The 22,541-nt window shown below is 60.1% G+C and carries 24 protein-coding genes; 15 read left to right on the plus strand and 9 right to left on the minus strand.

Annotated elements, in window-relative coordinates; all coding sequences use genetic code 11:
* The first annotated feature begins 50 nt into the window (after positions 1 to 50).
* Together C4J93_RS20345 and C4J93_RS20350 are read left to right on the plus strand one after the other, a co-directional pair.
* Positions 51 to 1,073 (plus strand): transporter, encoded by a 1,023-nt coding sequence (locus tag C4J93_RS20345; protein WP_124364081.1) that lies wholly within the window; start codon positions 51 to 53, stop codon positions 1,071 to 1,073.
* Positions 1,074 to 1,262: 189 nt separating this feature from the next.
* The gene (locus C4J93_RS20350; protein ID WP_124368081.1) at positions 1,263 to 2,879 is read left to right on the plus strand and encodes an inorganic phosphate transporter; all 1,617 of its coding nucleotides are present in this window, start codon (positions 1,263 to 1,265) and stop codon (positions 2,877 to 2,879) included.
* Between the two features lie 13 nt (positions 2,880 to 2,892).
* On the opposite strand, the gene C4J93_RS20355 is transcribed toward C4J93_RS20350, so the two are convergent.
* Positions 2,893 to 3,789: a LysR family transcriptional regulator gene (locus C4J93_RS20355; RefSeq protein WP_124430324.1), complete on the minus strand. Its 897-nt coding sequence runs from the start codon at positions 3,787 to 3,789 to the stop codon at positions 2,893 to 2,895.
* A gap of 105 nt (positions 3,790 to 3,894) precedes the next feature.
* Between C4J93_RS20355 and C4J93_RS20360 the strand changes: the two genes are divergently transcribed.
* Positions 3,895 to 4,656, plus strand: coding sequence for an SDR family NAD(P)-dependent oxidoreductase (locus C4J93_RS20360; protein ID WP_124430325.1), 762 nt, complete (start codon positions 3,895 to 3,897; stop codon positions 4,654 to 4,656).
* 11 nt (positions 4,657 to 4,667) lie between these two features.
* Here C4J93_RS20360 and C4J93_RS20365 read toward each other — a convergent pair whose 3' ends face one another.
* Complete coding sequence (locus tag C4J93_RS20365) at positions 4,668 to 5,105, minus strand: multidrug/biocide efflux PACE transporter (protein ID WP_124410613.1); 438 nt, start codon at positions 5,103 to 5,105, stop codon at positions 4,668 to 4,670.
* A gap of 88 nt (positions 5,106 to 5,193) precedes the next feature.
* On the opposite strand from C4J93_RS20365, the gene C4J93_RS20370 reads away from it, so the two are divergent.
* On the plus strand, positions 5,194 to 6,048 hold the full coding sequence (locus C4J93_RS20370; RefSeq protein WP_124430326.1) for a LysR family transcriptional regulator: 855 nt from the start codon (positions 5,194 to 5,196) through the stop codon (positions 6,046 to 6,048).
* Between the two features lies 1 nt (position 6,049).
* On the opposite strand, the gene C4J93_RS20375 is transcribed toward C4J93_RS20370, so the two are convergent.
* From C4J93_RS20375 to C4J93_RS20385, 3 genes are read right to left on the minus strand one after another with little or no spacing between them, the layout of a single operon-like run.
* Entirely contained in the window at positions 6,050 to 7,279 is a 1,230-nt protein-coding gene (locus tag C4J93_RS20375; RefSeq protein WP_124430327.1) for an RNA polymerase sigma factor, read from the minus strand.
* Entirely contained in the window at positions 7,276 to 7,626 is a 351-nt protein-coding gene (locus C4J93_RS20380) for a YciI family protein (RefSeq protein WP_124430328.1), read from the minus strand. Before C4J93_RS20380 ends, C4J93_RS20375 begins: the two co-directional genes overlap by 4 nt.
* A gap of 42 nt (positions 7,627 to 7,668) precedes the next feature.
* Positions 7,669 to 8,088 (minus strand): nuclear transport factor 2 family protein, encoded by a 420-nt coding sequence (locus C4J93_RS20385; protein ID WP_124430329.1) that lies wholly within the window; start codon positions 8,086 to 8,088, stop codon positions 7,669 to 7,671.
* A 147-nt stretch (positions 8,089 to 8,235) separates the two neighbouring features.
* Here C4J93_RS20385 and C4J93_RS20390 point away from each other — a divergent pair, with 147 nt between their 5' ends.
* The 3 genes from C4J93_RS20390 to C4J93_RS20400 are packed head-to-tail and all read left to right on the plus strand — an operon-like array spanning position 8,236 to position 10,252.
* Positions 8,236 to 8,754, plus strand: coding sequence for an N-acetyltransferase (locus tag C4J93_RS20390; protein WP_124430330.1), 519 nt, complete (start codon positions 8,236 to 8,238; stop codon positions 8,752 to 8,754).
* Positions 8,755 to 8,796: 42 nt separating this feature from the next.
* Complete coding sequence (locus C4J93_RS20395; protein ID WP_124430331.1) at positions 8,797 to 9,051, plus strand: helix-turn-helix domain-containing protein; 255 nt, start codon at positions 8,797 to 8,799, stop codon at positions 9,049 to 9,051.
* The gene (locus C4J93_RS20400; RefSeq protein ID WP_124430332.1) at positions 9,044 to 10,252 is read left to right on the plus strand and encodes a type II toxin-antitoxin system HipA family toxin; all 1,209 of its coding nucleotides are present in this window, start codon (positions 9,044 to 9,046) and stop codon (positions 10,250 to 10,252) included. The genes C4J93_RS20395 and C4J93_RS20400 overlap by 8 nt, the downstream gene beginning before the upstream one ends.
* Positions 10,253 to 10,272: 20 nt before the next feature.
* Here C4J93_RS20400 and C4J93_RS20405 read toward each other — a convergent pair whose 3' ends face one another.
* The gene (locus C4J93_RS20405; protein ID WP_124364090.1) at positions 10,273 to 10,755 is read right to left on the minus strand and encodes a GyrI-like domain-containing protein; all 483 of its coding nucleotides are present in this window, start codon (positions 10,753 to 10,755) and stop codon (positions 10,273 to 10,275) included.
* Positions 10,756 to 10,949: 194 nt separating this feature from the next.
* On the opposite strand from C4J93_RS20405, the gene alaC reads away from it, so the two are divergent.
* Both alaC and C4J93_RS20415 read left to right on the plus strand, forming a co-directional pair.
* A complete protein-coding gene (gene alaC, locus C4J93_RS20410) occupies positions 10,950 to 12,167 on the plus strand; it encodes an alanine transaminase (RefSeq protein ID WP_124364091.1) in 1,218 nt (405 codons plus the stop codon).
* 114 nt (positions 12,168 to 12,281) lie between these two features.
* Positions 12,282 to 13,430, plus strand: a complete 1,149-nt coding sequence (locus C4J93_RS20415; RefSeq protein ID WP_124429758.1) for a DDE-type integrase/transposase/recombinase — start codon at positions 12,282 to 12,284, stop codon at positions 13,428 to 13,430.
* Between the two features lie 154 nt (positions 13,431 to 13,584).
* Here the strand turns inward: C4J93_RS20415 and C4J93_RS20420 are convergent, their stop codons facing one another.
* Both C4J93_RS20420 and C4J93_RS20425 read right to left on the minus strand, forming a co-directional pair.
* On the minus strand, positions 13,585 to 14,937 hold the full coding sequence (locus C4J93_RS20420; RefSeq protein ID WP_124430333.1) for a GntP family permease: 1,353 nt from the start codon (positions 14,935 to 14,937) through the stop codon (positions 13,585 to 13,587).
* Between the two features lie 83 nt (positions 14,938 to 15,020).
* Positions 15,021 to 15,554, minus strand: a complete 534-nt coding sequence (locus C4J93_RS20425; protein WP_124371640.1) for a gluconokinase — start codon at positions 15,552 to 15,554, stop codon at positions 15,021 to 15,023.
* Between the two features lie 212 nt (positions 15,555 to 15,766).
* Between C4J93_RS20425 and C4J93_RS20430 the strand changes: the two genes are divergently transcribed.
* The 6 genes from C4J93_RS20430 (at position 15,767) to C4J93_RS20450 (ending at position 20,958) form a co-directional block, all read left to right on the plus strand.
* Positions 15,767 to 16,798 carry a LacI family DNA-binding transcriptional regulator gene (locus tag C4J93_RS20430; RefSeq protein WP_164485296.1) on the plus strand — a complete coding sequence of 344 codons (1,032 nt, stop codon included), beginning with the start codon at positions 15,767 to 15,769 and terminating at the stop codon, positions 16,796 to 16,798.
* A gap of 240 nt (positions 16,799 to 17,038) precedes the next feature.
* Entirely contained in the window at positions 17,039 to 17,404 is a 366-nt protein-coding gene (locus C4J93_RS27790) for a DUF6252 family protein (RefSeq protein WP_372238185.1), read from the plus strand.
* Positions 17,405 to 17,545: 141 nt separating this feature from the next.
* Positions 17,546 to 18,181, plus strand: a complete 636-nt coding sequence (locus C4J93_RS20435; protein WP_124430335.1) for a glutathione S-transferase family protein — start codon at positions 17,546 to 17,548, stop codon at positions 18,179 to 18,181.
* A gap of 13 nt (positions 18,182 to 18,194) precedes the next feature.
* A complete protein-coding gene (locus C4J93_RS20440; protein ID WP_124371644.1) occupies positions 18,195 to 18,932 on the plus strand; it encodes an NAD(P)-dependent oxidoreductase in 738 nt (245 codons plus the stop codon).
* A 12-nt stretch (positions 18,933 to 18,944) separates the two neighbouring features.
* On the plus strand, positions 18,945 to 20,354 hold the full coding sequence (locus tag C4J93_RS20445) for an MFS transporter (RefSeq protein ID WP_124405085.1): 1,410 nt from the start codon (positions 18,945 to 18,947) through the stop codon (positions 20,352 to 20,354).
* 133 nt (positions 20,355 to 20,487) lie between these two features.
* Positions 20,488 to 20,958 (plus strand): hypothetical protein, encoded by a 471-nt coding sequence (locus C4J93_RS20450; protein ID WP_124405086.1) that lies wholly within the window; start codon positions 20,488 to 20,490, stop codon positions 20,956 to 20,958.
* Positions 20,959 to 21,607: 649 nt separating this feature from the next.
* Here the strand turns inward: C4J93_RS20450 and C4J93_RS20455 are convergent.
* The gene (locus tag C4J93_RS20455; RefSeq protein WP_124430336.1) at positions 21,608 to 22,471 is read right to left on the minus strand and encodes a LysR family transcriptional regulator; all 864 of its coding nucleotides are present in this window, start codon (positions 22,469 to 22,471) and stop codon (positions 21,608 to 21,610) included.
* Positions 22,472 to 22,541: the final 70 nt, after the last annotated feature.

Consider the following 22,541-nt stretch of genomic DNA (forward strand, 5'->3'; position numbering starts at 1 on the left):
CGCATGCGAACCTGTGAAACGTCCTACAGGCGCTTTGTCTGCGAGCCTCCATGAACCACAGCATCGATCACGCCCATCAGGATCCCGATCTGTTTGGCCTGCTTTACGGTTTCCGCTTTCTGCCCGGCGAAAAGGGCGAGCAGATTGACTCGGCCACCGCGCTTGCGTATCTGCAACAACCCGGCGATCCGCAAGCCTTTCTCTGGCTGCACCTGAACCTGGCCCACGCCGCCTGTGAGCGCTGGATGCAAGCCCACCTGGAATTGCCCGAAGAGTTCTTCGAAGCATTGCACGAAGGCTCGCGCTCCACGCGCATCGAGCACGTCGATTCCGCCCTGTTGGCGGTGGTCAACGACGTGGTGTTCAACTTCAGCAGCATGGTGTCGTCGGATATTTCCACGTTGTGGGTGTGCGCGCGCAGTCGCCTGCTGATCAGTGCGCGCCTGCAACCGCTGCACTCGGTGGATAAATTGCGCTCGTCGGTGAAAGCCGGTGAACGCTTCCGCTCGCCGCTGGAGTTGCTGGTGCATTTGCTGCGCGACCAGGGCGAAGTACTGACGCAAATCGTGCGCAAGACCAGCCTCAGCGTCGACCAGATCGAAGACCAGTTGCTGTCCTCGCGCCTGTCCACCAACCGCGCCGAACTCGGTGCCGCACGCCGCGTGCTGGTGCGTTTGCAACGCCTGCTGGCGCTGGAGCCGGGCTCGCTGTTGCGCCTGCTCAACCGGCCGCCGCAATGGCTGCAAAAGGAAGACGTGAAGGAGTTGCGCAAATCCACCGAAGAGTTCGCGCTGATCATCAACGACCTGACGGCCCTGGGCGAGCGCATCAAGCTGTTGCAGGAGGAGATCGCCGCCAACCTCAACGAACAGAGCAACCGCACCCTGTTCACCCTCACGGTGGTGACGGTGCTGGCGCTGCCGATCAATATCATCGCCGGTTTTTTTGGCATGAATGTGGGTGGGGTACCGCTGTCCACCGACCCGGAGGGCTTCTGGATCCTGGTAGCGCTGGTGGCGACCTTTACCTTGATTGCCGGGCGCTGGGCATTCAGAAAGCGCAAGGATTACTGAATGACGATCGTTCCCACGCTCCCGCGTGGGAATTCAGCCCGTGACGCTCTGCGTCCCCGTGCGCGGTTTTGGCTGTGCCTAATAGACCAGCGGCACCCGCATATCCCTTAAACACTGACCTGCCGCAGCATCTCTGTAACATTCTACAATGATCATGGGCGACATCCTCATCACACTGGATGCTCCGGCATGGCCACCCCTTCCCTGACTGCCTCGCCCCACGCCTCACCCACCGCCTCAACACCCCGCCTGGACACCAAGCCCGGCCTGGTGACGGTGATCATGTTCTTCGCCGTACTCGCCATGGGCCTGTTGTTCACCGCCTATAGCCTGATGCATGACATGCACGAACTGGGCACGGTGGTTACCACCTGGACGCCGTTCCTGCTGCTCGGCGTGGCGCTGTTGATCGCCCTGGGCTTCGAATTCGTCAACGGCTTCCACGACACCGCCAACGCGGTGGCGACGGTGATCTACACCAACTCGCTGCCGCCGCATTTTGCGGTGGTGTGGTCGGGCTTTTTCAACTTTCTCGGCGTGCTGCTTTCCAGCGGTGCGGTGGCGTTCGGCATCATCGCGCTGCTGCCGGTCGAGCTGATCCTGCAGGTAGGTTCATCGGCCGGCTTCGCCATGATCTTCGCCCTGCTGATCGCCGCGATCCTGTGGAACCTCGGCACCTGGTGGCTGGGCTTACCGGCGTCGTCGTCCCACACCCTGATCGGTTCGATCATTGGCGTGGGCGTGGCGAATGCCTTGATGCATGGCCGCGACGGCACCAGCGGTGTCGACTGGAGCCAGGCCACCAAAATCGGCTACGCCTTGCTGTTGTCGCCGCTGATCGGCTTCGCATTTGCCGCCTTGCTGTTGCTGGCCCTGCGCGCCTTCGTGAAAAACCGCTCGCTGTATAAAGCGCCCCAAGGCGATACCCCACCGCCCTGGTGGATTCGCGGCATGCTGATCGTGACCTGCACCGGTGTGTCGTTCGCCCACGGCTCCAACGATGGGCAAAAAGGCATGGGCCTGATCATGCTGATCCTGGTGGGCACCCTGCCGATGGCCTACGCGCTGAACCGCACCATGCCCGCCGACCAGTCGCTGCAATTCGCGGCAGTCGCCGAGGTAACCCAGGCTGCATTGGTGAAGGCGGTGCCGCAGCCGGCACCCGCCGACTCCCGCGCAACCTTGTCGACCTATGTACGTACCAAGGAAGCCACACCGGAACTGGTGCCCGCCCTCGCCGCCATCACCGGCCATATCGGTGCCGAGGTCAAAGGCTATGGCTCCCTGGCCGCGGTACCGGCTGAAGCGGTGGGCAACGTGCGTAACGACATGTACCTGACCAGCGAAACCATTCGCTTGATGGACAAGGGCAAGGTCGGCGGTTTCGACGCCGATACCCAAGACAAGCTGCAGCTGTTCAAGCAACAGATCGACAGCGCCACGCGCTTTATCCCGCTGTGGGTCAAGATCGCAGTGGCCATTGCCCTGGGGCTTGGCACCATGGTCGGCTGGAAGCGCATCGTGGTGACGGTGGGCGAAAAGATCGGCAAGACCCATCTGACCTACGCCCAAGGCGCCTCGGCCGAAACCGTGGCGATGCTGACCATCGGCGCGGCCGACATGTTCGGTCTGCCGGTGTCGACCACCCACGTATTGTCATCGGGTGTGGCGGGAACCATGGTGGCCAACGGTGGCGGCTTGCAGATGCGCACCATCCGCAATTTGCTGATGGCCTGGGTGCTGACGTTGCCGGCGGCGATTGTGTTGTCGGGCAGCCTTTACTGGCTGTTCACGCAACTGTTCTGAGCCACGTTCGCCTCTAGAGATGCGCGTGCAGCGTGGCCGCCAGCCACTCCATGAACACCCGCACGCGCAAGGGCAAATGCCGCTGGCCGGCGTAGAGCAACGACACGTCCAGCGGCGGCGCCGGGTAATCCGGCAGCACCGCTACCAGCTCGCCGCTGCCCAACAATTCGCAGATGCCCAGCCGTGGCACTTGAATGATGCCAAAGCCCCCCAGGCACGCCGCTTGATACGCATCGGTGCTGTTGACGGTCACGCGCCCGGCCATCGGCAGCCGCTGCACCTTACCGCCCTCCACGTATTCGAACCCCGCCGAGCGTGCGCCCAGCGGGCGTACGTAATGCACCAGTTGATGGTGCTCAAGGTCAGCCAGGGTTTCGGGCCTGCCGTAGCGCTGCACATACGCCGCGCTCACACAGTTGACCATGGGCAGGCTGCACACCCGCCGCGCCACCACGCTTTGATCGGGCTGGGCGCCCACGCGCACGACACAGTCGAAGCCTTCGGCGATCAGGTCCACCTGGCGGTCCGAGCTACTGATCTGCATGTCGATCAGCGGATGCCGCTCCATGAACGGGGGCAAGTTGGGCACGATCAAGGTGCGCGCCATCGCGTTGGGCATGTCCACCCGGATGCTGCCGGCCAATTGGGTTTCGTCCTGTCGGAACAGCCCTTCCAGTTCCTCCATATGCGCCAGCAAATCCTTGCTGCGCTCATACAAAACCCGGCCGTCCTGGGTGGCCTGCACCCTGCGCGTGGTGCGTTGCAACAGGCGCGCACCGAGCAGTTCTTCTAGAGTCCGCACCTGCTCGGACACGGTGGAGCGCGGCAGGCCAAGGCTCTCGCCAGCCTGGGTGAAACTCGACAGTTCGGTGACACGCACGAACGTGCGCAGCAGCTCCAGTTTATTCATGGGATTGTTCGCCTTGCCCGACCAGTGATTCCGATATAGCCATGTTTATCACGTTGCCGGCGTACAAATACACTCAGTCCCACCATCACCTCAGAGGACTGCAGCATGACCACACGTAAAATCGCACTGATCACCGGCGCCAGCCGCGGCTTGGGCAAAAGCGCTGCACTGCATCTGGCAGCCCAAGGCGTCGATATCATCGGTACCTACCACAGCAAGGCCGATGAGGCCCAGGCGTTAGTGGCGCAGATCGAACAACTGGGCGGCCGCGCTGCCATGGTGCAACTGGACGTGAGCCAGAGCGCGACCTTCGCAGGTTTCATCAATGAAGTTACCGGCGCGCTCAAGGATGTTTTCGCACAGGACCGCTTTGATTTTCTGATCAACAATGCCGGTATCGGCCTGCATGCAAGCTTTGCCGAAACCACCGAAGCCCAGTTCGACCAACTGGTGGCGATTCATTTCAAGGGACCGTTTTTTCTCACACAGAAGCTGTTGCCGTTGATTCGCGACGGTGGGCGCATTCTCAATGTGTCCAGCGGCCTGGCGCGTTTCAGCCTGCCGGGCTACGCCGCCTACGCGGCCATGAAAGGCGCGATGGAAGTGCTGACCCGCTACCAGGCCAAGGAACTGGGCGCGCGTGGCATCAGCGTCAATATCCTAGCCCCCGGCGCGATTGAAACCGACTTCGGCGGTGGTGCGGTGCGCGACAACGCTGACATCAATGCCATGGTCGCCAACAACACCGCCCTGGGCCGCGCCGGTTTACCCGACGACATTGGCGGCGCCATCGCGCTGCTGCTGGCCGATGGCAGTCATTGGATCACCGGCCAGCGCATTGAGGCTTCCGGCGGCATGTTCCTGTAGGCGCCTGGCGCTCACAGGGAAATCGGGGTCTTGCTGGCAATTCTGTCGCGTATCACGTCATAGCCCCAGTGATAGACGTAGGTGTACGGCAGGAAAAACAGCAGCACCCCGATGTCGAGGATGAAGGCGTCCAACAGGCTGATCTTCATCAAGGCGGCAATCAAGGGCACCGCCAGCAGGATCAGGCCACCTTCGAACAGCAGCGCGTGCAGCACCCGCGTCCAGCCGCCGCCGGGCAGTTGCAGGCGCACTTTAAGGCGGTCGAAGACGCTGTTGAAAATGACGTTCCAGCTCAGCGCCAGCAAGCTGATGCCCAGGGTCACCGCGCCCATTTCCAGGGCCGGCCGGCCGGTCACCCAGACCAGCAAGGGCGTACAGATCAACAAAGCCAAACCCTCAAAACCCAGGGCTTGCAGAACGCGTTCAGTCATCGATTTGGTAGGGTTCATGACCCGGCTCCGTGAAGGACGATGGTTGCCATGATTACCCCTTGAGCCGATACTTCATAACTAATAACCATCGATCAAGGCGATACTCATGGCGTCCCATGAAGTGCTCCAGGCGTTTGTCCAGGCGGCGACCCAAGGCTCGTTTTCTGCGGCGGCACGCAAGCTGGGCAAGAGCCAGTCCACCATCAGCGCGGCGGTGGCCAGCCTGGAGATTGACCTGGACGTGATGCTGTTCGATCGCAGCAGCCGCAAACCGACGCTGACCCCGGCCGGCCAGGTGTTGTTGCAGCGCGCGGAGCAGGTGCTGGAGGCCAGCAGCCGGCTGGAGCTGGCGGCGAGCCAATTGGCCCAGGGCTTGGAGCCGAAGCTGAGTATCGCCATGTCCGATACTTACCAGTCCGACCACTTCGAGGTGGCACTCAGCGCCTTTGAACAACGCTACCCGGACCTTGAGTTGGAATGCCTGATCGCTGAATGCGAAGACTTGATCGCCTTGGTGCAAAGTGGCCGCACACACATCGCGTTTATCGAACAGCAGGAGGTTTACCCGCCGGACCTGACGTTTGCCCCCGTTGAAGAACGTACCGAAATCGCGCTGTTCGTCTCGCGTAAACACCCGTTGGCAAGCCTGGCCAAGGTTCACCCGCAGACGCTGCAGCTGCACCGGGAGTTGCGCCTGGCGAGCATCATCAATCCCAATGAAAATCGCGGCACCCAGCGCGTATGGTCGGCCCCCAGTTACCTGATGTTGATGGAGATGGCGCAACTGGGCTTCGGCTGGGCTCCGATCCCGCGCTGGCTGGTGGAGCGTTTTGGCGGTGGGCAATTGGTTGAACTCAAGGTGCGCAGCTGGCCCCGCTCGGTGGCGGTGGATGCGGTGTGGTCGCGACAGAACCCACCGGGGCCGGCGGGCAGTTGGTTGCTGGGCAAGATGCTCGAGTGAGTCACTGTTGATGGGCCTGGAGTTCGGCCAGGCGTTGCTCGAGGAAGCGCTGCTCAGGGGTTTGCCGGGTCAACGTCAGCGCCCGCGCATAGGCGGCGCGCGCTTCATCAACCCGCCCCAACTGTCGGCAGAATTCACCCCGCGCCGAATGCGCCAAGTGGTAATCCTGTAACTCACCGCGCTGCAGAATGCCGTCTACCAGCGCCAGGCCCGCTAACGGCCCCTGCCCCATCGCCACTGCCACCGCCCGGTTCAGCTCGATCACCGGCGACGGCACGGCCCGAAGCAAGACATCGTAGAGCCCGACTATCTGCGGCCAGTCGGTTGCCTTTGCATTCGGCGCCTCAGCATGTACGGCGGCAATCGCCGCCTGCAGGCAATACGGCCCGAAGCGCGGTGTCGTCAGCGCCTGTTCCACCAGTGCGCAGCCTTCAACAATCAAGGACGCGTCCCACAGCGAGCGGTCCTGTTCATTCAGCAACACCAGTTCACCGCTCGCCGAAGTGCGCGCCGGCCGACGCGATTCATGCAGCAGCATCAGCGCCAACAAGCCCATGACTTCGGGCTCCGGCAACAGCTCCATCAGCAAACGGCCGAGGCGAATGGCTTCGCGGGTCAAGTCTTCGCGCGTGAGGTCGGCGCCGGTGGAGGCCGAATAGCCCTCGTTGAACACCAGGTAAATCACGCGCAGCACGCTGTCGAGGCGCTCTGGCAACTCGGCCAGGGACGGCACTTGATAGGGAATTTTCGCGTCACGGATCTTGTGCTTTGCCCGCACGATGCGTTGCGCGATGGTGACCGGCGTGGCGAGAAACGCGCGGGCGATTTCTTCGGTGCTCAGGTCGCAGATTTCGCGCAAGGTCAGCGCCGCCTGGGCGTCGGCCGCCAGGGCCGGGTGGCAACAGGTGAAGATCAGGCGCAAGCGGTCGTCTTCCACGTCTTCAGCACTCCAGTCAGCCGCCTCCAGCGCATCCGCCTGCTCCTGCAACAACGGGGTAAACCGCGCCTGGCGACGCAAGCGGTCAATGGCCTTGAAGCGTCCGGTCGACACCAGCCAGGCCCGTGGATTATCCGGTATGCCGTCGTGGGGCCAGCGTTGCACGGCGACGAAAAATGCCTCGTGCAAGGCCTCCTCGGCCAGGTCGAAATCACCGAGCAGGCGAATCAGCGTCGCGAGTACGCGGCGTGATTCGCTGCGGTAAATACGCTCGACCTGCAGGTTATGCGTCATCGCGCCAGGTTCAACTCACGCACGGGACGCACTTCCACACTGCCGACCCGCGCTGCCGGAATGCCACCCGCCACCTGGATGGCTTCATTCAAATCCTTGGCCTCGATCAGGTAGAACCCGGCGAGCTGTTCCTTGGTTTCGGCGAAGGGTCCGTCGGTGATCGAAAGCTTGCCATTGCGCATGCGCACGGTGGTGGCGGTGCTGACCGACTCCAGCGGCTCGGCGGCGAGCATGCGGCCGCTTTTTTGTATCGCCTCGGCGTAAGCGAAACACTCGGTGTCAGCCGGGCTGTCGGGCGAGGTGTGCAACACCTGTTCGTTGCTGTAGATCAGGCACAGGTATTTCATGGCGTTCTCCGTGTTCGGATGACTGACTATAGTCCGCAACGCTCAAGGCTTGAGGTCGAACAGCGCAGTGCCGCTTTGCATATCGAAAGGCGCCGACCAGTGTTCATGCACCACTTTCCACTGACCATCGATACGCTGATAGCCGGCAGTGACGCGCATCCAGCATGCCTTCACCTCGCCATCCGGCCCGGCGCCGCCGCAGTGGGCGAGCCAATGGGCAAACGCGCTGTCTTGCGCCTCCACGATGTGCAACTCATGAAACTCGAAAATACCCGGGCCGGGGCAATGCTCCATGCACGCCTCCCAGTGCGCGCGATAGGCCGCCTTGCCCTTGAATTGCAGGGCGGTGACGGCGTCGAACGAGACGATATCGTCGGCGTAAAAGCTGACAATCTTATCGATATCACGGCTGACGACGGCGTGCTTCCATTGCTCGATCAGACTGTTGATTGCAGTGCTCATGGCGATGACTCCTTGGGTTGGAAAATCACGAAAGACACCCTTAGTCGAACGCACTGCAGGCAAATCGACAGTCCGCACAAAAATAATGTCGCCTCCGGCAAAAACGCTAGAATCCGCCCTCTTTGTAGGATTTCGGATATGCCGCACATGGAAACCCGCCTCGTCCCCTATCAGGCGCTGAATGCTGTACAAAAACAGCAGCTCGACGGCCTGGAAGTCAATCCAGAACAACTGGCATATTCGGGTGATATCTATTGCGCGCTGAACAGCCTACTGGTCAACCCCAACCCCGACGCTATCAAAGGCTTCGCCCTGCTCGCCGACGAGCGGCCGGTAGCCTTCCTGCTCCTCAAACGCCCACCTTGCCTGCCCCATTGGGCCGACGAACACAGCGCGACGCTGCATGCGTTGCAGGTCGATCGGCATCAGCAGGGTCGTGGGTTTGGCAAGGCGTGTTTGCAGGCACTGCCGGAGGTGGCGCTACAGGCGTGGCCGCAGATCAGGGCACTGGAATTGTCGGTGGATGCGGACAATGAAGCGGCGATGGGGTTGTATCTGGCAGCCGGTTGGGTGGATAGCGGTGAGGCTTACAGGGGAAGGATTGGGTATGAGCGCAGGTTGAGATGGGTGTTTAGTCAGTGTGGAATTGACAATGCCAAAATGTAACGTATATATAACTTAACGACAGCAAAGTAACGCATATGCGACATGGACACTTCTGTAATTACTCAACGACTCGGCGTCCAGCTGCGCACCATGCGCTTGAATCGCGGATATAAGCAGGTGGATCTGGCGAAGTTGGCCGGAATTACCCGGCAAAAACTGATCGAAATCGAAAAAGGCAGCCTCTCGGTCTCGATGAATGCCTATGCTCGGGTGGTTGCCTCCTTGGGCAGCGAATTCAAATTGGTGCCTGTGACCTTGCCGACCCTGGAGGAACTGGAGGACTTGTTCAATGAATAGCCCCACGCTACGCGTCCATACGCCTCAAGGGGACAGCGGCAGCGTGCTGGTCGGTGCTCAAGACTATTTGTTCCGGTATAGCGATAACGCAAAAGCCGACAGCGCAATCAGCCTGTCGATGCCCGTCCGCGCGGAAGAATACCGTCGCCGGGACCTGCACCCTATCTTTCAGATGAATTTGCCCGAAGGCTACGTGCTGGAGCAACTGCGCAATCGCCTTGCCAAAACGATGAAGGTCGACCCGATGTTGCTGTTGGCGCTCTCGGGAAGCAGCGCGCCAATCGGTCGGGTTTTCGTATCTTCTGAACAGGTGAACGAGCTGATCCATCGCAACAGCCCCCACACAACCGGAGAAAATCTCGACGAAATTCTTGCGTGGGACGGCGCGGAAGATCTGTTCGTCGAGCTGGTGGATCGCTACATCCTGCGAGCAGGTATATCCGGTGTGCAACCCAAAGTATTGGTGCCGGAAAAACCACAAACGCCCGAACAGAAATTCACCTCGAAAACCGACGATCTGATCATTAAAAGCGGGCGCGACGAGTTTCCGGGGTTGGCCATCAATGAATACCTGTGCATGTCCATTGCCCGAGACGCGGGCCTGCCCGTACCGCCGTTTTATCTGTCCCGCAACCATAAGCTGTTCATCATGCGGCGCTTCGATCGGGACGCACAGCTCAACCCACTGGGCTTCGAAGACATGACCGCGCTGATGGGCCTGTCCGCCGAGCAAAAGTACACCAAGAGTTACGCCGCCATAGCCAAGGCTGTACGCGTGTTCTGCGCCCCGGCGCATCAACGCAGTTCGCTGGACCAATTGTTCGATAGCGTAGCGCTGAGTTGCATCGTGGGTAATGGCGATGCCCATCTGAAGAATTTCGGCGTGCTCTATAGCAATCCGGTGAAATCAGATACGCGGTTGGCACCGGCCTACGACATCGTAAACACCACCGCTTACATCCCGGAAGACTCACTGGCATTGGACCTGAGCGGAAATAAATCGTTATTCGCCTCGCGCCTGGGCATCCTCGAATTTGCCAGAACCTGCGAAGTCGAACATCCCGAGGAGCGTATCCAGGCGCTGTTGCAGACCCTTGAAATAGTGCTCAAGCGCGAAGATGACTACTGCCGGTTGGCACCTGAGGTGGCGAGCGCCATACGTCAATCCGCTCAAGGTTATCAAAATAGCTTCGGGGGCTGAGTCGCCCCCGGTTCTGGCTCTCAGGCTTTCTGTCCAACCGGCAGCCAGATTTCCACCGTCCCGGTGCCCTTTTTCCCGTCAAAGTCCGCACTGTAGCGCTCGAAATCCGCGCCCATCACCTTGTAGCCCGAATGCGGCAGCCATTCGAACATGATGCGCTCGTACGTCTGTTCCAGCGCCCGCACAGGCCCGTAATGCGTGAACACGGCGTAATTGAGCGGCGCAATTTCGATGAACTGGAAATTGCTCGGCACATCGCCCTTGGTCGGGACTTCAACACCGGCCATGTAGTCGAATTCGCCGTGCTTGGGGTTATGGCAAACACCATACGTCACGCCGCCGACGCGCTTTTTGATGTCCTTGATGCACGTGTCGAACAACTCCCACAGATTGGGGATATCGCCCACGGTAGCCTTCGAATAGCGCCCCTGGACGCCGGCGATCACCATGGCCTTGCCGGCTTCCATGCGTGGTTCCAACGGTTGTTTTGTCTGCTGATCCATACGAACAGTCTCCTTCTTATGAGGGAACAAACCCGCATCGAGTATAGGGGCATATCCGCGTCGCGCTCCATGTGGAAATTTTTCCTACGCATCTGGACAACTGGCCATCATCGACCGTATTGTCTGCCCGCAGGCCACCGCAGTGGCCGACGTCGCTCGGACGGTTCCGGGCGCTTACGTACCTCGAGGCAACAATGGCAGACCAAGGTTCGCCGCGCCGCTTTGCGCGCATAGATCGACTCCCCCCCTACGTGTTCAATATCACTGCCGAGCTGAAGATGGCTGCGCGTCGGCGCGGCGAAGACATCATCGACTTGAGCATGGGTAACCCCGACGGCGCCACGCCCCCGCACATCGTGGAGAAAATGGTCACCGTCGCCCAGCGTGAAGACACCCACGGCTACTCCACGTCCAAAGGCATTCCGCGCCTGCGCCGGGCGATTTCGCGTTGGTACAAAGATCGTTATGAGGTGGACATCGACCCCGAGTCGGAAGCCATCGTCACCATCGGTTCCAAAGAAGGCCTGGCGCACTTGATGCTGGCCACCCTGGACCAGGGCGATACCGTGCTGGTGCCCAACCCCAGCTACCCGATTCACATTTACGGTGCGGTGATTGCCGGCGCCCAGGTGCGCTCGGTGCCGCTGGTGCCCGGCGTGGATTTCTTCGCCGAGCTTGAGCGGGCGATTCGCGGCTCGATCCCCAAGCCGAAAATGATGATCCTCGGCTTCCCGTCCAACCCCACCGCGCAGTGCGTGGAGCTGGATTTCTTCGAGCGCGTGATCGCCCTGGCCAAGCAGTACGACGTGCTGGTGGTGCATGATTTGGCCTACGCCGACATCGTCTACGACGGCTGGAAAGCCCCGTCGATCATGCAAGTGCCCGGCGCCAAGGACATTGCGGTGGAGTTTTTCACCCTGTCCAAGAGCTACAACATGGCCGGCTGGCGTATCGGCTTCATGGTGGGCAACCCGGAACTGGTCAACGCCCTGGCGCGGATCAAGAGCTACCACGACTACGGCACCTTCACTCCGCTGCAAGTGGCGGCGATTGCGGCGCTGGAAGGCGATCAGCAGTGTGTGAAAGACATTGCCGAGCAGTATCGTCAGCGCCGTAACGTGCTGGTAAAGGGTCTGCATGAGCTGGGCTGGATGGTGGAAAATCCGAAGGCGTCGATGTATGTCTGGGCCAAGATTCCCGAGCAGTATGCCGCCATGGGCTCGCTGGAGTTTGCCAAGAAACTGCTGCTGGAGGCGAAGGTGTGTGTATCGCCGGGGATTGGCTTTGGTGAGTATGGTGACGATCACGTGCGCTTCGCGCTGATCGAGAACCAGGACCGGATTCGCCAGGCGGTGCGGGGAATTCGCGGGATGTTCCGGGCGGATGGGCTGGTAGCAAAACCCGGCGTCTGACTCGGTCAAAAAGTGGGAGGGGGCTTGCCCCGGTACAAACCGGGGACATCGTTTACATTTCTAACCGGGGACATGGTTTACAGGTTAATACGCATGATCAGGAGGTAACTGATCATGCCCTGGAACCAAGAGTCTCCGATGAATCAACGAATCAGACTGGTCGCTGACTGGCTTTCTGGTAATTACACCAAAAGCCAGCTGGCGCGCCGCTTTAACGTAAGTCGGCCTACCGTCGACAAATGGATCGGCCGGCACAATGGCGATTTAAAGTCTTTAGCCGAACTGTCCCGACGCCCTCACAACAGCCCCAATAAAACCGACGATGAAATCCTGGCCCGTGTGGTGGCGATGAAGGAGGCGCACGATAAATGGGGTCCGAAGAAGCTTCTCGAGCTATTGCGACTTGAAGATCCCTCCATCGCCTGGCCTTCCCCAAGTACAGCAGGCCAATGGCTTGATCGACTTGGGCTCGTCCAAAAGCGGCGCTTCAAGCGCAGACACGGTACTTCCCCTGTAGCAATGCGCGAGGCCAACGAACCTAACCAGACATGGTGCGCCGACTACAAAGGGCAATTCAAAATGCATAACGCGCAGATGTGCTTCCCTTTGACCATCACAGACCACGCGTCCCGGATGATTTTGGCGTGCAGGGCTCATTCAAAGATCAAGACTGAACCTGTTAAACACGCCTTTGAGAGACTGTTTGAAGAGTACGGCATGCCCGAAGTTATTCGGTCGGACAACGGTGTTCCGTTTGCCTCTCCTGGCCTGGCAAGAATGTCCACGCTGGCAGTTTGGTGGATACGTCTGGGCATCTATCCGGAGCGCACCATGCCAGGAAGACCGGCCCAAAATGGTCGCCATGAGCGGATGCACCGTAGCTTGAAACTGGAGCTGCCCTTAGGAGAAAACTTAATCGAGCAGCAGCTTTTGCTGGAGCATTTCAGGCATGAGTTCAATTACGTGCGCCCTCATGAAGCGCTCGGCATGAAGCGTCCAGGGGACGTGTATGTGCCGTCTACCCGGATTTACCCAGGATGCTTGCCGGATGTGGAGTATCCGTCCGAAATGAAGGTTCGAAGCGTCAGACAGGACGGGTCGATCAAGTGGAACGGCAAGTTGGTATTTATCAGCGAGGCATTGTCTGGGGAACGGATAGGACTCAGAGAAGCTGAAGATGATGTTTGGGATCTGTACCTATGTGATTATCCCTTGGGGAGATTTGGACGCGGTATGACCCGCGTCCAGGCCTCAAATGTGTAAACGATGTCCCCGGTTTCAGTTGTAAACGATGTCTACGGTTCTACACCCCGATGGCGGTGGATCAGTCACCACATGCAGTGGCTGACACCCTGCTATCGGGGGCAAGCCCCCTCCCACACTTGATTGGGTTTCCAGCTTTGTTGGGTGGTGTGGCTTACACCACCAACGACAGCAGCATGATGAAGATCAGCGCCACCACGGACAGAATGGTTTCCATCGCCGTCCAGGTCTTGAATGTCTCGGCCACGGTCATGTTGAAGTACTGCTTCACCAACCAGAACCCCGCGTCGTTAACGTGCGACAGGATCAACGACCCCGCCCCCGTCGCCAACACCAGCAGCTCGCGGTTAACCCCTGGGATCATGCCCACCACCGGCACCACGATGCCCGCGCCGGTAATGGTTGCCACGGTTGCGGAGCCTGTGGCCACACGAATCACCGCCGCCACCAGCCACGCCAGCAGGATCGGGTTGATCTGCGCATTCACCGCCATGTGGCCGATCACGTCGCCCACGCCGCTGGTCACTAGCATCTGCTTGAAGCCGCCACCGGCACCGATGATCAGGATGATCGCGGCGGTCGGCGCAAGGCTGGCGTCGAGCAGTTTGAGGATCTGCTTGGAATGGATGCCCTGGCGATGGCCGAAGGTGTACAGCGACAGCAGCAACGCCAGCAACAGCGCGGTGATCGGGTGACCGATCATGTCCATCCAGTTGCGCACCACGTTGCCTTCGGCGAACGCGATATCGGCGAAGGTTTTGAGCAGCATCAAAAACACCGGCAGCAGCACGGTGACCAGGGTGATGCCGAAGCTTGGCAGCGATTTGTTATCGGTCTTGCGGGCCAGTTGATCCACCAGTTCCTGGGACGGATTGCCCGGAATGTACTTGGCGATGAACGTACCGAAGATCGGGCCGGCGATAATGGCGGTGGGCAGTGCGACGATCAGGCCATACAGGATGGTCTTGCCGATATCCGCGCCAAACACGCCGATGGCCAGCAGCGGGCCCGGGTGCGGCGGCACCAGGCCGTGCACTGCCGAGAGGCCGGCGAGCAGCGGAATACCGATCTTGATCAGCGACACACCGGTGCGGCGCGCAACGATAAACACCAGCGGGATCAGCAGCACAAAGCCGATCTCGAAGAACAGCGGGATGCCCACCAGGAACGCGGCGAACATCATGGCCCACTGGACCTTGTCCTTGCCGAAGGCGCGGATCAACGTCTGGGCGATCTGATCGGCGCCGCCGGACTCGGCCATCATCTTGCCGAGCATGGTACCCAGCGCGAGGATGATGCCGACAAAGCCGAGCACACCGCCGAAGCCGTCCTGGAACGCCTTGATGATCTTGTCCACGGGCATGCCCGAGGTCAGGCCGAGGAAACCGGCCGCGATGATCAGTGCAATGAACGGGTGCACCTTGAACTTGGTGATCAGAACGATCAACCCGATGATAGTGACTACTGCGTCTAGCAGCAGGTATGACTCGTGGGACATGCCAAACATGGGGGGTCTCTCCTGTTTGTTGTTGTTATTAAAGCGGGTGTTGAACTTCCTGCCGGGGATAGCGCTATCTTTCCGGCAAAAAATTAGTGATTAGGTTCAAAGCCGTGCTTGAGCCACCAAGTGTTGGTCTGCTCGGCCAGCTCCTCGACGCTGTCTTCGCTGGCGTTGAGAGCCAGGGTCAGCGGCTCGCCCTTGGGTGATTCAAGAGTGGCGAACTGGCTGTCGATCAGGCTGGCCGGCATGAAATGGCCCGGGCGATGGGACACGCGGTCGGCGGCCACTTCACGGGTCAGCTCCAGGAACACAAAGCCCAGGCCCGGCGCGGCTTCGCGCAGGTGATCGCGGTACTTCTTTTTCAGGGCCGAACAGGTGAGCACCGGATGCTCCCCGGCCTTGAGCGAACGGCGCAGTTCATCGCAGAGGATGTCGAGCCAGCCGGCGCGGTCGTCGTCGTTGAGGGGGTGGCCGGCGCTCATCTTTTCGATGTTCGCGGCGGGGTGAAAGCTGTCGCCTTCAATGGCGGTGGCGCCGTTCAGACGGCACAGGGCCTCGCTGACGCTGGTTTTGCCACAGCCGGCAACACCCATGATGACCAGGGCAGTAACAGGTTGACTCATAAACACCTCAGGACGCAGATAGCGCTACCTTTGCACAGCGTAAGGCTAGTGCAAAAACAGGCTTTTCCCGCGCCGTCTTGTCTTTTTTTATGGAGTGACGCGTGCATCCGCTCCAATCATTTGAACGGGATCAGGCAACCCAACGTTCAAGCATTTGCAGCCGTTTGGAGACAGCGCTACCTTAGTGCCTCGATTTTTGTTTGGCAAGCCGCCTGATGACCTCTAAGAACGATAAAAATACCCGTACCACCGGTCGCCCCACATTGAATGAAGTTGCCCGTCTGGCCGGCGTCAGCCCGATCACCGCCTCCCGCGCCCTGCGCGGTATCAGCACCGTCGCCGCCGAACTGGTGGAAAAAGTCCAGCAAGCCGCCGCCGCACTCAACTACGTGGTCAACCCCGCTGCCCGTGCGCTGGCGTCGGCCCAGAGCCATTCGGTAGTGGTGCTGGTGCCGTCTTTGTCCAACCTGCTGTTTATCGAAACATTGGAAGCCATTCATCAGGTGCTGCGGCCCAAGGGCTTTGAAGTGCTGATCGGCAATTTCCATTATTCGCGCGATGAAGAAGAAAACCTGCTGCGCAACTACATGGCCTACCAGCCTCGAGGTCTGCTGCTGACCGGGTTCGACCGCACCGAAAGCGCGCGACGGATGGTCGAGGCCAGCAACGTGCCCTGCGTATATATGATGGACCTGGACCCGAATGCCGGCGTGAACTGCGTAGGCTTCTCGCAGTTGGCCGCCGGGGAAACGGCAGCGGCGCATCTGCTCTCCCGTGGGTACAAACGCTTGGCTTACATCGGCGCGCAACTGGATCAACGCACGTTGCTGCGTGGCGAAGGTTTCCGCCGCGCCCTGCAAAACGCCGGCCTGTACGACCCGGCGCTGGAACTGCTGACCCCGCGCCCTTCGTCGGTCGGCCTGGGTGGCGAACTGTTTTTACAGCTGCTGGCGGCTCATCCCGATGTGGATGCGATCTTCTTCGGCAACGACGACCTGGCCCAGGGCGCCCTGCTCGAAGCCATGCGCCACGGCATCAACGTGCCGCAGCGCGTCGCGGTGCTGGGCTTTAACGACTTGCCCGCATCCTCCTTCATGGTGCCGCGCCTGAGCAGCATCAGCACGCCTCGCGAAGCCATCGGCCGGCGTTCGGCGGAGCATTTGCTGACGATCATGGCGGGTAACAAGATCGCCAAGCCGGTGGTGGATATGGGGTTTGAATTGCAGGTGCGGGAGAGTACCTGACCTGTAATACCGAACATCCTTCAATGTGGGAGCTTATTGCCTGCCCCCCCATGCTAAACATGGCTGTTTTTCCTCCCCCTACCTGTCAACTTTGACAGTAGGCAAGCGCCGGTGGGCGCCTTATAAGTACATCGTCAAGGATATCTCCTGACACTTGATTCTCACTGAAAAGGATCTTGCCATGTACTCGCTCACCTCCAATAAAACGCTGTTCGCCAAAGGTGTGATCGGCTGCAATATATCGATCCCCCCCACCCATTCACCTCAGAGTCAGTGACTCTTCAAAACGCGAGCGCTACCCGATTTTTAATCGTTGGCCACGACAGATCAAGGGGTCGAGCTGTATACATCTACCTAGATAAAGATATCTCCTGTGGAACTTTCAACATTGGGGAAGGCGAGAAAGTGTTTGCCTATTATTATCATAGTTACACGGAATTTGGATGGAGCTACTATGCGGAGAGTGGAACCTTCACGCTATCCAGTGTTGATTTCGCCAACTCGCTATTGGAGGGGACGTTTAGCTTCAACGCGCCAGGCATGAAAGGTGAACCGGAAATGAAGATAACGAACGGTGTTGTTAACCTGACTGGCCCTTCACGTTGAAGAAGTATTTTTTATTCATTTGACGCGCTAAGGGCCCTTCGCTTGCCAGAGAGCTCTTAACGCCAACGCCTGACAAGAACCTCGCCCCCCCACCCCATGCCTCTGCTAAATTGAACCCCTTGTCATCGCCAAGGAAGCACCATGGGACATTCACTGAAAATCTTGGGCCGCGCCTCCTCCATTAACGTTCGAAAAGTATTGTGGACCTGCCAGGAACTGGGTATCGACTACGTGCGTGAAGACTGGGGCATCGGCTTCAAGCCCACCCAATCCCCCGACTTTCTCGCCTTGAACCCCAATGCCCAGGTGCCGGTGCTGATCGACGACCATGGCGTGCTGTGGGAGTCCAACACCATCTGCCGCTACCTGGTCGGCCTCTATCAACGTACTGACCTGCTGCCCGTCGAGCCCGCGCCACGGGCCCGCGTCGAACAATGGATCGACTGGCAAGCGGTCGAACTCAACCGTGCCTGGGGCGATGCGTTCACCGCGCTGGTGCGTAACAATCCCGACGGCCTGGACGCAACACAGATTGCCGCCGCCGTGCAACGCTGGAACAGCGTGATGGGCATTCTGGAACAACAGTTGGCCAAGACTGGCGCTTACGTAGCCGGCGATGAATTCACCCTCGCCGATATCCTGATCGGCCTCTCGGTACACCGCTGGCAGGTGACGCCCATGGAGCGTCCGCCCTACCCCGCCATCGCGGCGTATTATCAACGACTCGGCGGGCAGCATGCAGGCTTCAAGACCTTCGCGCTCGACGGCCATAATTGAACAAGGACACACCATGAACGGACTCAACGTACTGCTGACCGGCGCCTGCGGCAAAATCGGCAAGACCTTTTTCGAGGCGTCGAAAGACCGCTACCGCTTCACCTTGACCGACCGTGTCGAGCCGGACTTCGCGCTCGGCGAACACCGCTTCGTGCACGCTGACCTGAGCGACAAATCCGTCCTCGCCAGCCTGCTCGAAAACATCGAGGTGGTTGTACACCTCTCGGGTATCCCGGACCCCGATGCGTCGTTCGAGGAGCTGCTACCCAATAATATCCTCGCCACCACCTACCTGTTCGAGGCCGCCGTGGCCGCCGGCGTGCAGCGCCTGGTATATGCCAGCAGCGCGCAAGCTGTCGAAGGTTATCCGGTAGACCGTGAGATCACCCCCGACATGCAAGTGATGCCCGCCAACCTGTATGGCGTGACCAAATGCTACGGTGAGGCGCTGTGTGGCTATTACGCGGCCAAAACTCCGCTCTCGACCATCGCCGTGCGCATTGGCGCGTTTGAGTTTCCCCAGCACGCCGACCTGAACAACGCCCGCGATCTCAGCGCGTGGCTCAGCCCGCGCGATGCGGTGCAACTGCTGCAGTGCGCGGTGGACACCCGCGATGTGAAACACCTGGTCGCCCATGGCATTTCCAATAATCGCTTCAAGCGCCTGGACCTGAGCGAAACCACACGTGTGTTGGGTTACCAACCGGTGGATGATGCGTTCCAGGTCTTTGAAATCCCCATCACTTACTGAGTGTTCTGACCCATGCCTGCACGCTCCACCACTGACGGCATCGACCCGACCCGCGCCGCCCACATCAGCGCACGTATCGACCGCCTGCCCGCCGTCGCCAGCATCTGGCGCCTGGTGGCATTGCTGTCGATCGGCGGTTTTTTCGAGCTGTATGACCTGTTCCAGACGGCCTATATCAGCCCAGGCCTGATCAGCGACGGGATTTTCCACACGGGCAGCCAGGGCGTATTTGGCTTTTCCGACCAGGCCGCGTTCGCCTCGGCCACCTTCCTCGGCCTGTTCCTTGGCGCCAGCCTGCTGAGCCCCATCGCCGATCGTTTCGGGCGCCGGGCGATCTTCACCTTTGCGCTGATCTGGTACACCGTCGCCACGGTGCTGATGGGCATCCAGACGTCCGCCCTGGGCATTATCTGCATGCGCTTTCTGGTGGGGATCGGACTGGGTATTGAACTGGTGACGATCGACGCCTATCTGTCGGAACTGGTGCCCAAGCGCATGCGCAGTTCGGCGTTTGCCTTTGCGTTTTTCATCCAGTTCCTGTCGGTGCCGGCGGTGGCGCTGATGTCATGGTGGCTGGTGCCTCAGGCGCCGTTCGGGATTTCCGGTTGGCGCTGGGTGGTGCTCAGCAGTGCAGTCTTTGCATTGTTTATTTGGCAACTGCGCAAGCGCCTGCCGGAATCACCGCGCTGGCTGGCGCAGAAAGGTCGTTTCGAGGAAGCCGGAACGATCATGGACACCCTTGAAGCGCGCTGCCTGAAGGATCACGGCAAGCCTCTGGATGCGCCGGAACCCGAGGCTGTCAGCGTGCAGGGCAGCGGCCGTTTCGCCGATATCTGGCAACCGCCCTACCGCCGTCGCGCCTTGATGCTGATCGTCTTCCATGTGTTCCAGGCCATCGGTTTCTTCGGCTTTGGCAACTGGTTGCCCGCCTTGCTGTCGGGCCAGGGCGTCAGCGTAACCCACAGTCTGCTCTACGCGTTTATCATCACGCTCGCCTATCCGCTGGGCCCGCTGCTGTTCGTGAAGGTCGCCAACCGTTTTGAGAACAAGTGGCAGATTGTCGGCTCGGCCTTGGGCGCGGTGATCTTCGGCAGCCTGTTCGCCGTGCAAACCACGGCGGTGGGGCTGATCTTCTGTGGGGTGATGATCACCTTCTGCAACGCCTGGCTGAGCTTCAGCTATCACTCGTATCAGAGCGAATTGTTTCCCACCAATATTCGTGCGCGGGCGGTAGGGTTCTGCTACTCGTTCAGCCGCTTGTCCACGGTGTTCAGCAGCCTGCTGATCGGTTTTATCCTCGAACACCTGGGCACACCGGGCGTGCTGGCGTTTATCGCGAGCAGCATGTTGATTGTGATGATCACCATCAGTTGGTTCGGGCCGCGAACGCGTAACCTGGCACTGGAGAATATCGCCCACTGACGGCAAGGGTTGGCCGTCGACAGGACAGTGTTTGCCGCGACGGCGGCTTGCCCCCCAATAAAAACGGGCACGTCGTGCCCGGCATGCTAATTGCTCCAGCTGTCACACCGAACATTCCCCCAGGTGACCGATCATGCTGGTTAACAACGACACCCAAGCCGCGTCGACCGTCCAACAGCTCAAGCGCTCCGACATGGACCCGGCCAACGCCGCTGCCAGCGCGCTGTACAGCGGCGCCCTGCAAACGGCGCAGCAAAGCGTGACGGTGCCGGCCGCCCAGAAGGACCTGGACAAGGCGAGCGATCGCATCGACGAGGCCTTCGCCAAGACCCGCGTGCAGTTGCAAGCCACAGCGACGACCTCCGGGGCGCGGGCTGAACTCAGTGAGTACATGAGCAAATCCCCGGCCGAGCGCATCCGCGAGCAGTTGCTAAAGGAGCAGGGGATGACAGAAGAGCAAGTGCAGGCCCTGCCGCAGCAACAACAGGACGCGATTGCCAGGCAAGTGGCGGAACGTTTAAAGGAGCAGCAACAGCAGCAGGTAGCGGCGAAGGCGGCTGCTCCACAGGCCCAGGCAGTGAAAGACACCCTGGCAGCAATCTAAGCCACACAGCTGAACAAAAAATGTGGGAGGGGGCTTGCCCCCGATAGCCATAGGTATCTACACAACTTTTGGCGTGGCCTGAACCTGTGACGGCTCGGGAGCCGAAGCCTCTCTAACTGATGCTCCGCGACCTAAATGTGGGAGGGGGCTTGCTCCCGATGGCGGCCTGACAGCCGACTAGGATGTTGGATCAAGGCGAGTACATATCCGTTGCTGCGGTAACGGCGGCTTAGGGTTCCGCCCTTACGGCGTCTCACTTTTGAAAAGCGCAAAAGTAAGCAAAACGCTCTTGCCCCACCACTCGGCACCTCGCCTAGGCTCGGTGTGCCCGTAATCCGACATTGATTTGGGGGGCCGCCGCCACGCGCCATCCATGGCGCGGGGCGGCTAAACCGGCATCCCTGCCGGTTTACCCCCCAAATCACTGTCGAATTCCGGCCAGCGTGGTTTAACGGGGCGCCTAAGATCAAAAGCAAGATCAAGAGCGGCTCGCTTCGCATCGTGGTTACTTAGGCTGCTACAGAGTTGTGTAGATACCTATGCCCCGATAGCAGCGTATCAGCCACCGATTCATTGACTGATCCACCGCCATCGGGAGCAAGCCCCCTCCCACATTTTGAATTTCTTTCACATCAGGTCAGCGGCGTTTTCAGTTATCAGCCAGCATTGCCAGCAACGCATCGGCGGCCGCAGAAGGTGAGCGGTTTGGCGAGCCGACCAGGGCGAACTCGCGGTGTATCGGCACGCTCAGGGGCAGCACGCGCAGGCCCTGGCACTGGGTCGGCAGGGTCGTTTCCGGCACCAGGGTCACGCCGACATCCTCGCGTACCAGGCTGAAAGCGCTGCTCCATTCACGCACTTCGGCACGCACATCGCGCAGCGTCAGTCCGGCGTCGGCACTCAGGCTGCGGGCGTTTACGCTGCAGCCGCCGGTGGCAAGCACGAAGGGCTGCTCCAGCAACTGCGCAAGGTTCACCGTGACCTGCTGCGCCAGCGCGTGCCGGGCTGGCACCACCGCCAGCCAAGTGTCCCGCCCCAATAGCGTGGGGTTGCGCTCGGGTTCTGGGTTGAGTACCACGCCCAGGTCGACCAAGTCGGCGTCGAGCAAGGCATGCACTTCGTCGTCGGTGACCTCAAGGGTGGTGACCTCAATGCCCGGATACAGCTGCGCAAAACGCTGCAACCTGGGGCTCAGAAACTTCGCCAGTACCTGAGGGAAACACGCGATGCGCAGGTTCCCACGCAGCATGGGTCGGGCTTCCTCCGCGCGGCAGCGTATCGCCTGCAAGGCACCGAGCATCACCCGCGCCTGTTCGATCACACTCACCCCCAAGGCAGTGGGCAAGGTCTTGCGCGGCTCGCGGGTGAACAGTTGCACCCCCAACGCGATCTCCATGGATGCCATGGCCTGGCTGGCGGCGGACTGAGTCATGCCCACCCGTTCGGCAGCGGCGGTGATGCTGCCGTGATCGGCCACGGCCACCAGCAGGCGCCAATGCATCAAGTTCATCATGGCAGTAGCTGTCCTTATGGGTGGGGTATGAAGCTTTAATTTTACCCACGGTGCCATGCCCGCGAGACTG

The sequence above is a fragment of the Pseudomonas sp. R2-37-08W genome, assembly GCF_003851705.1.
Classification (GTDB): domain Bacteria; phylum Pseudomonadota; class Gammaproteobacteria; order Pseudomonadales; family Pseudomonadaceae; genus Aquipseudomonas.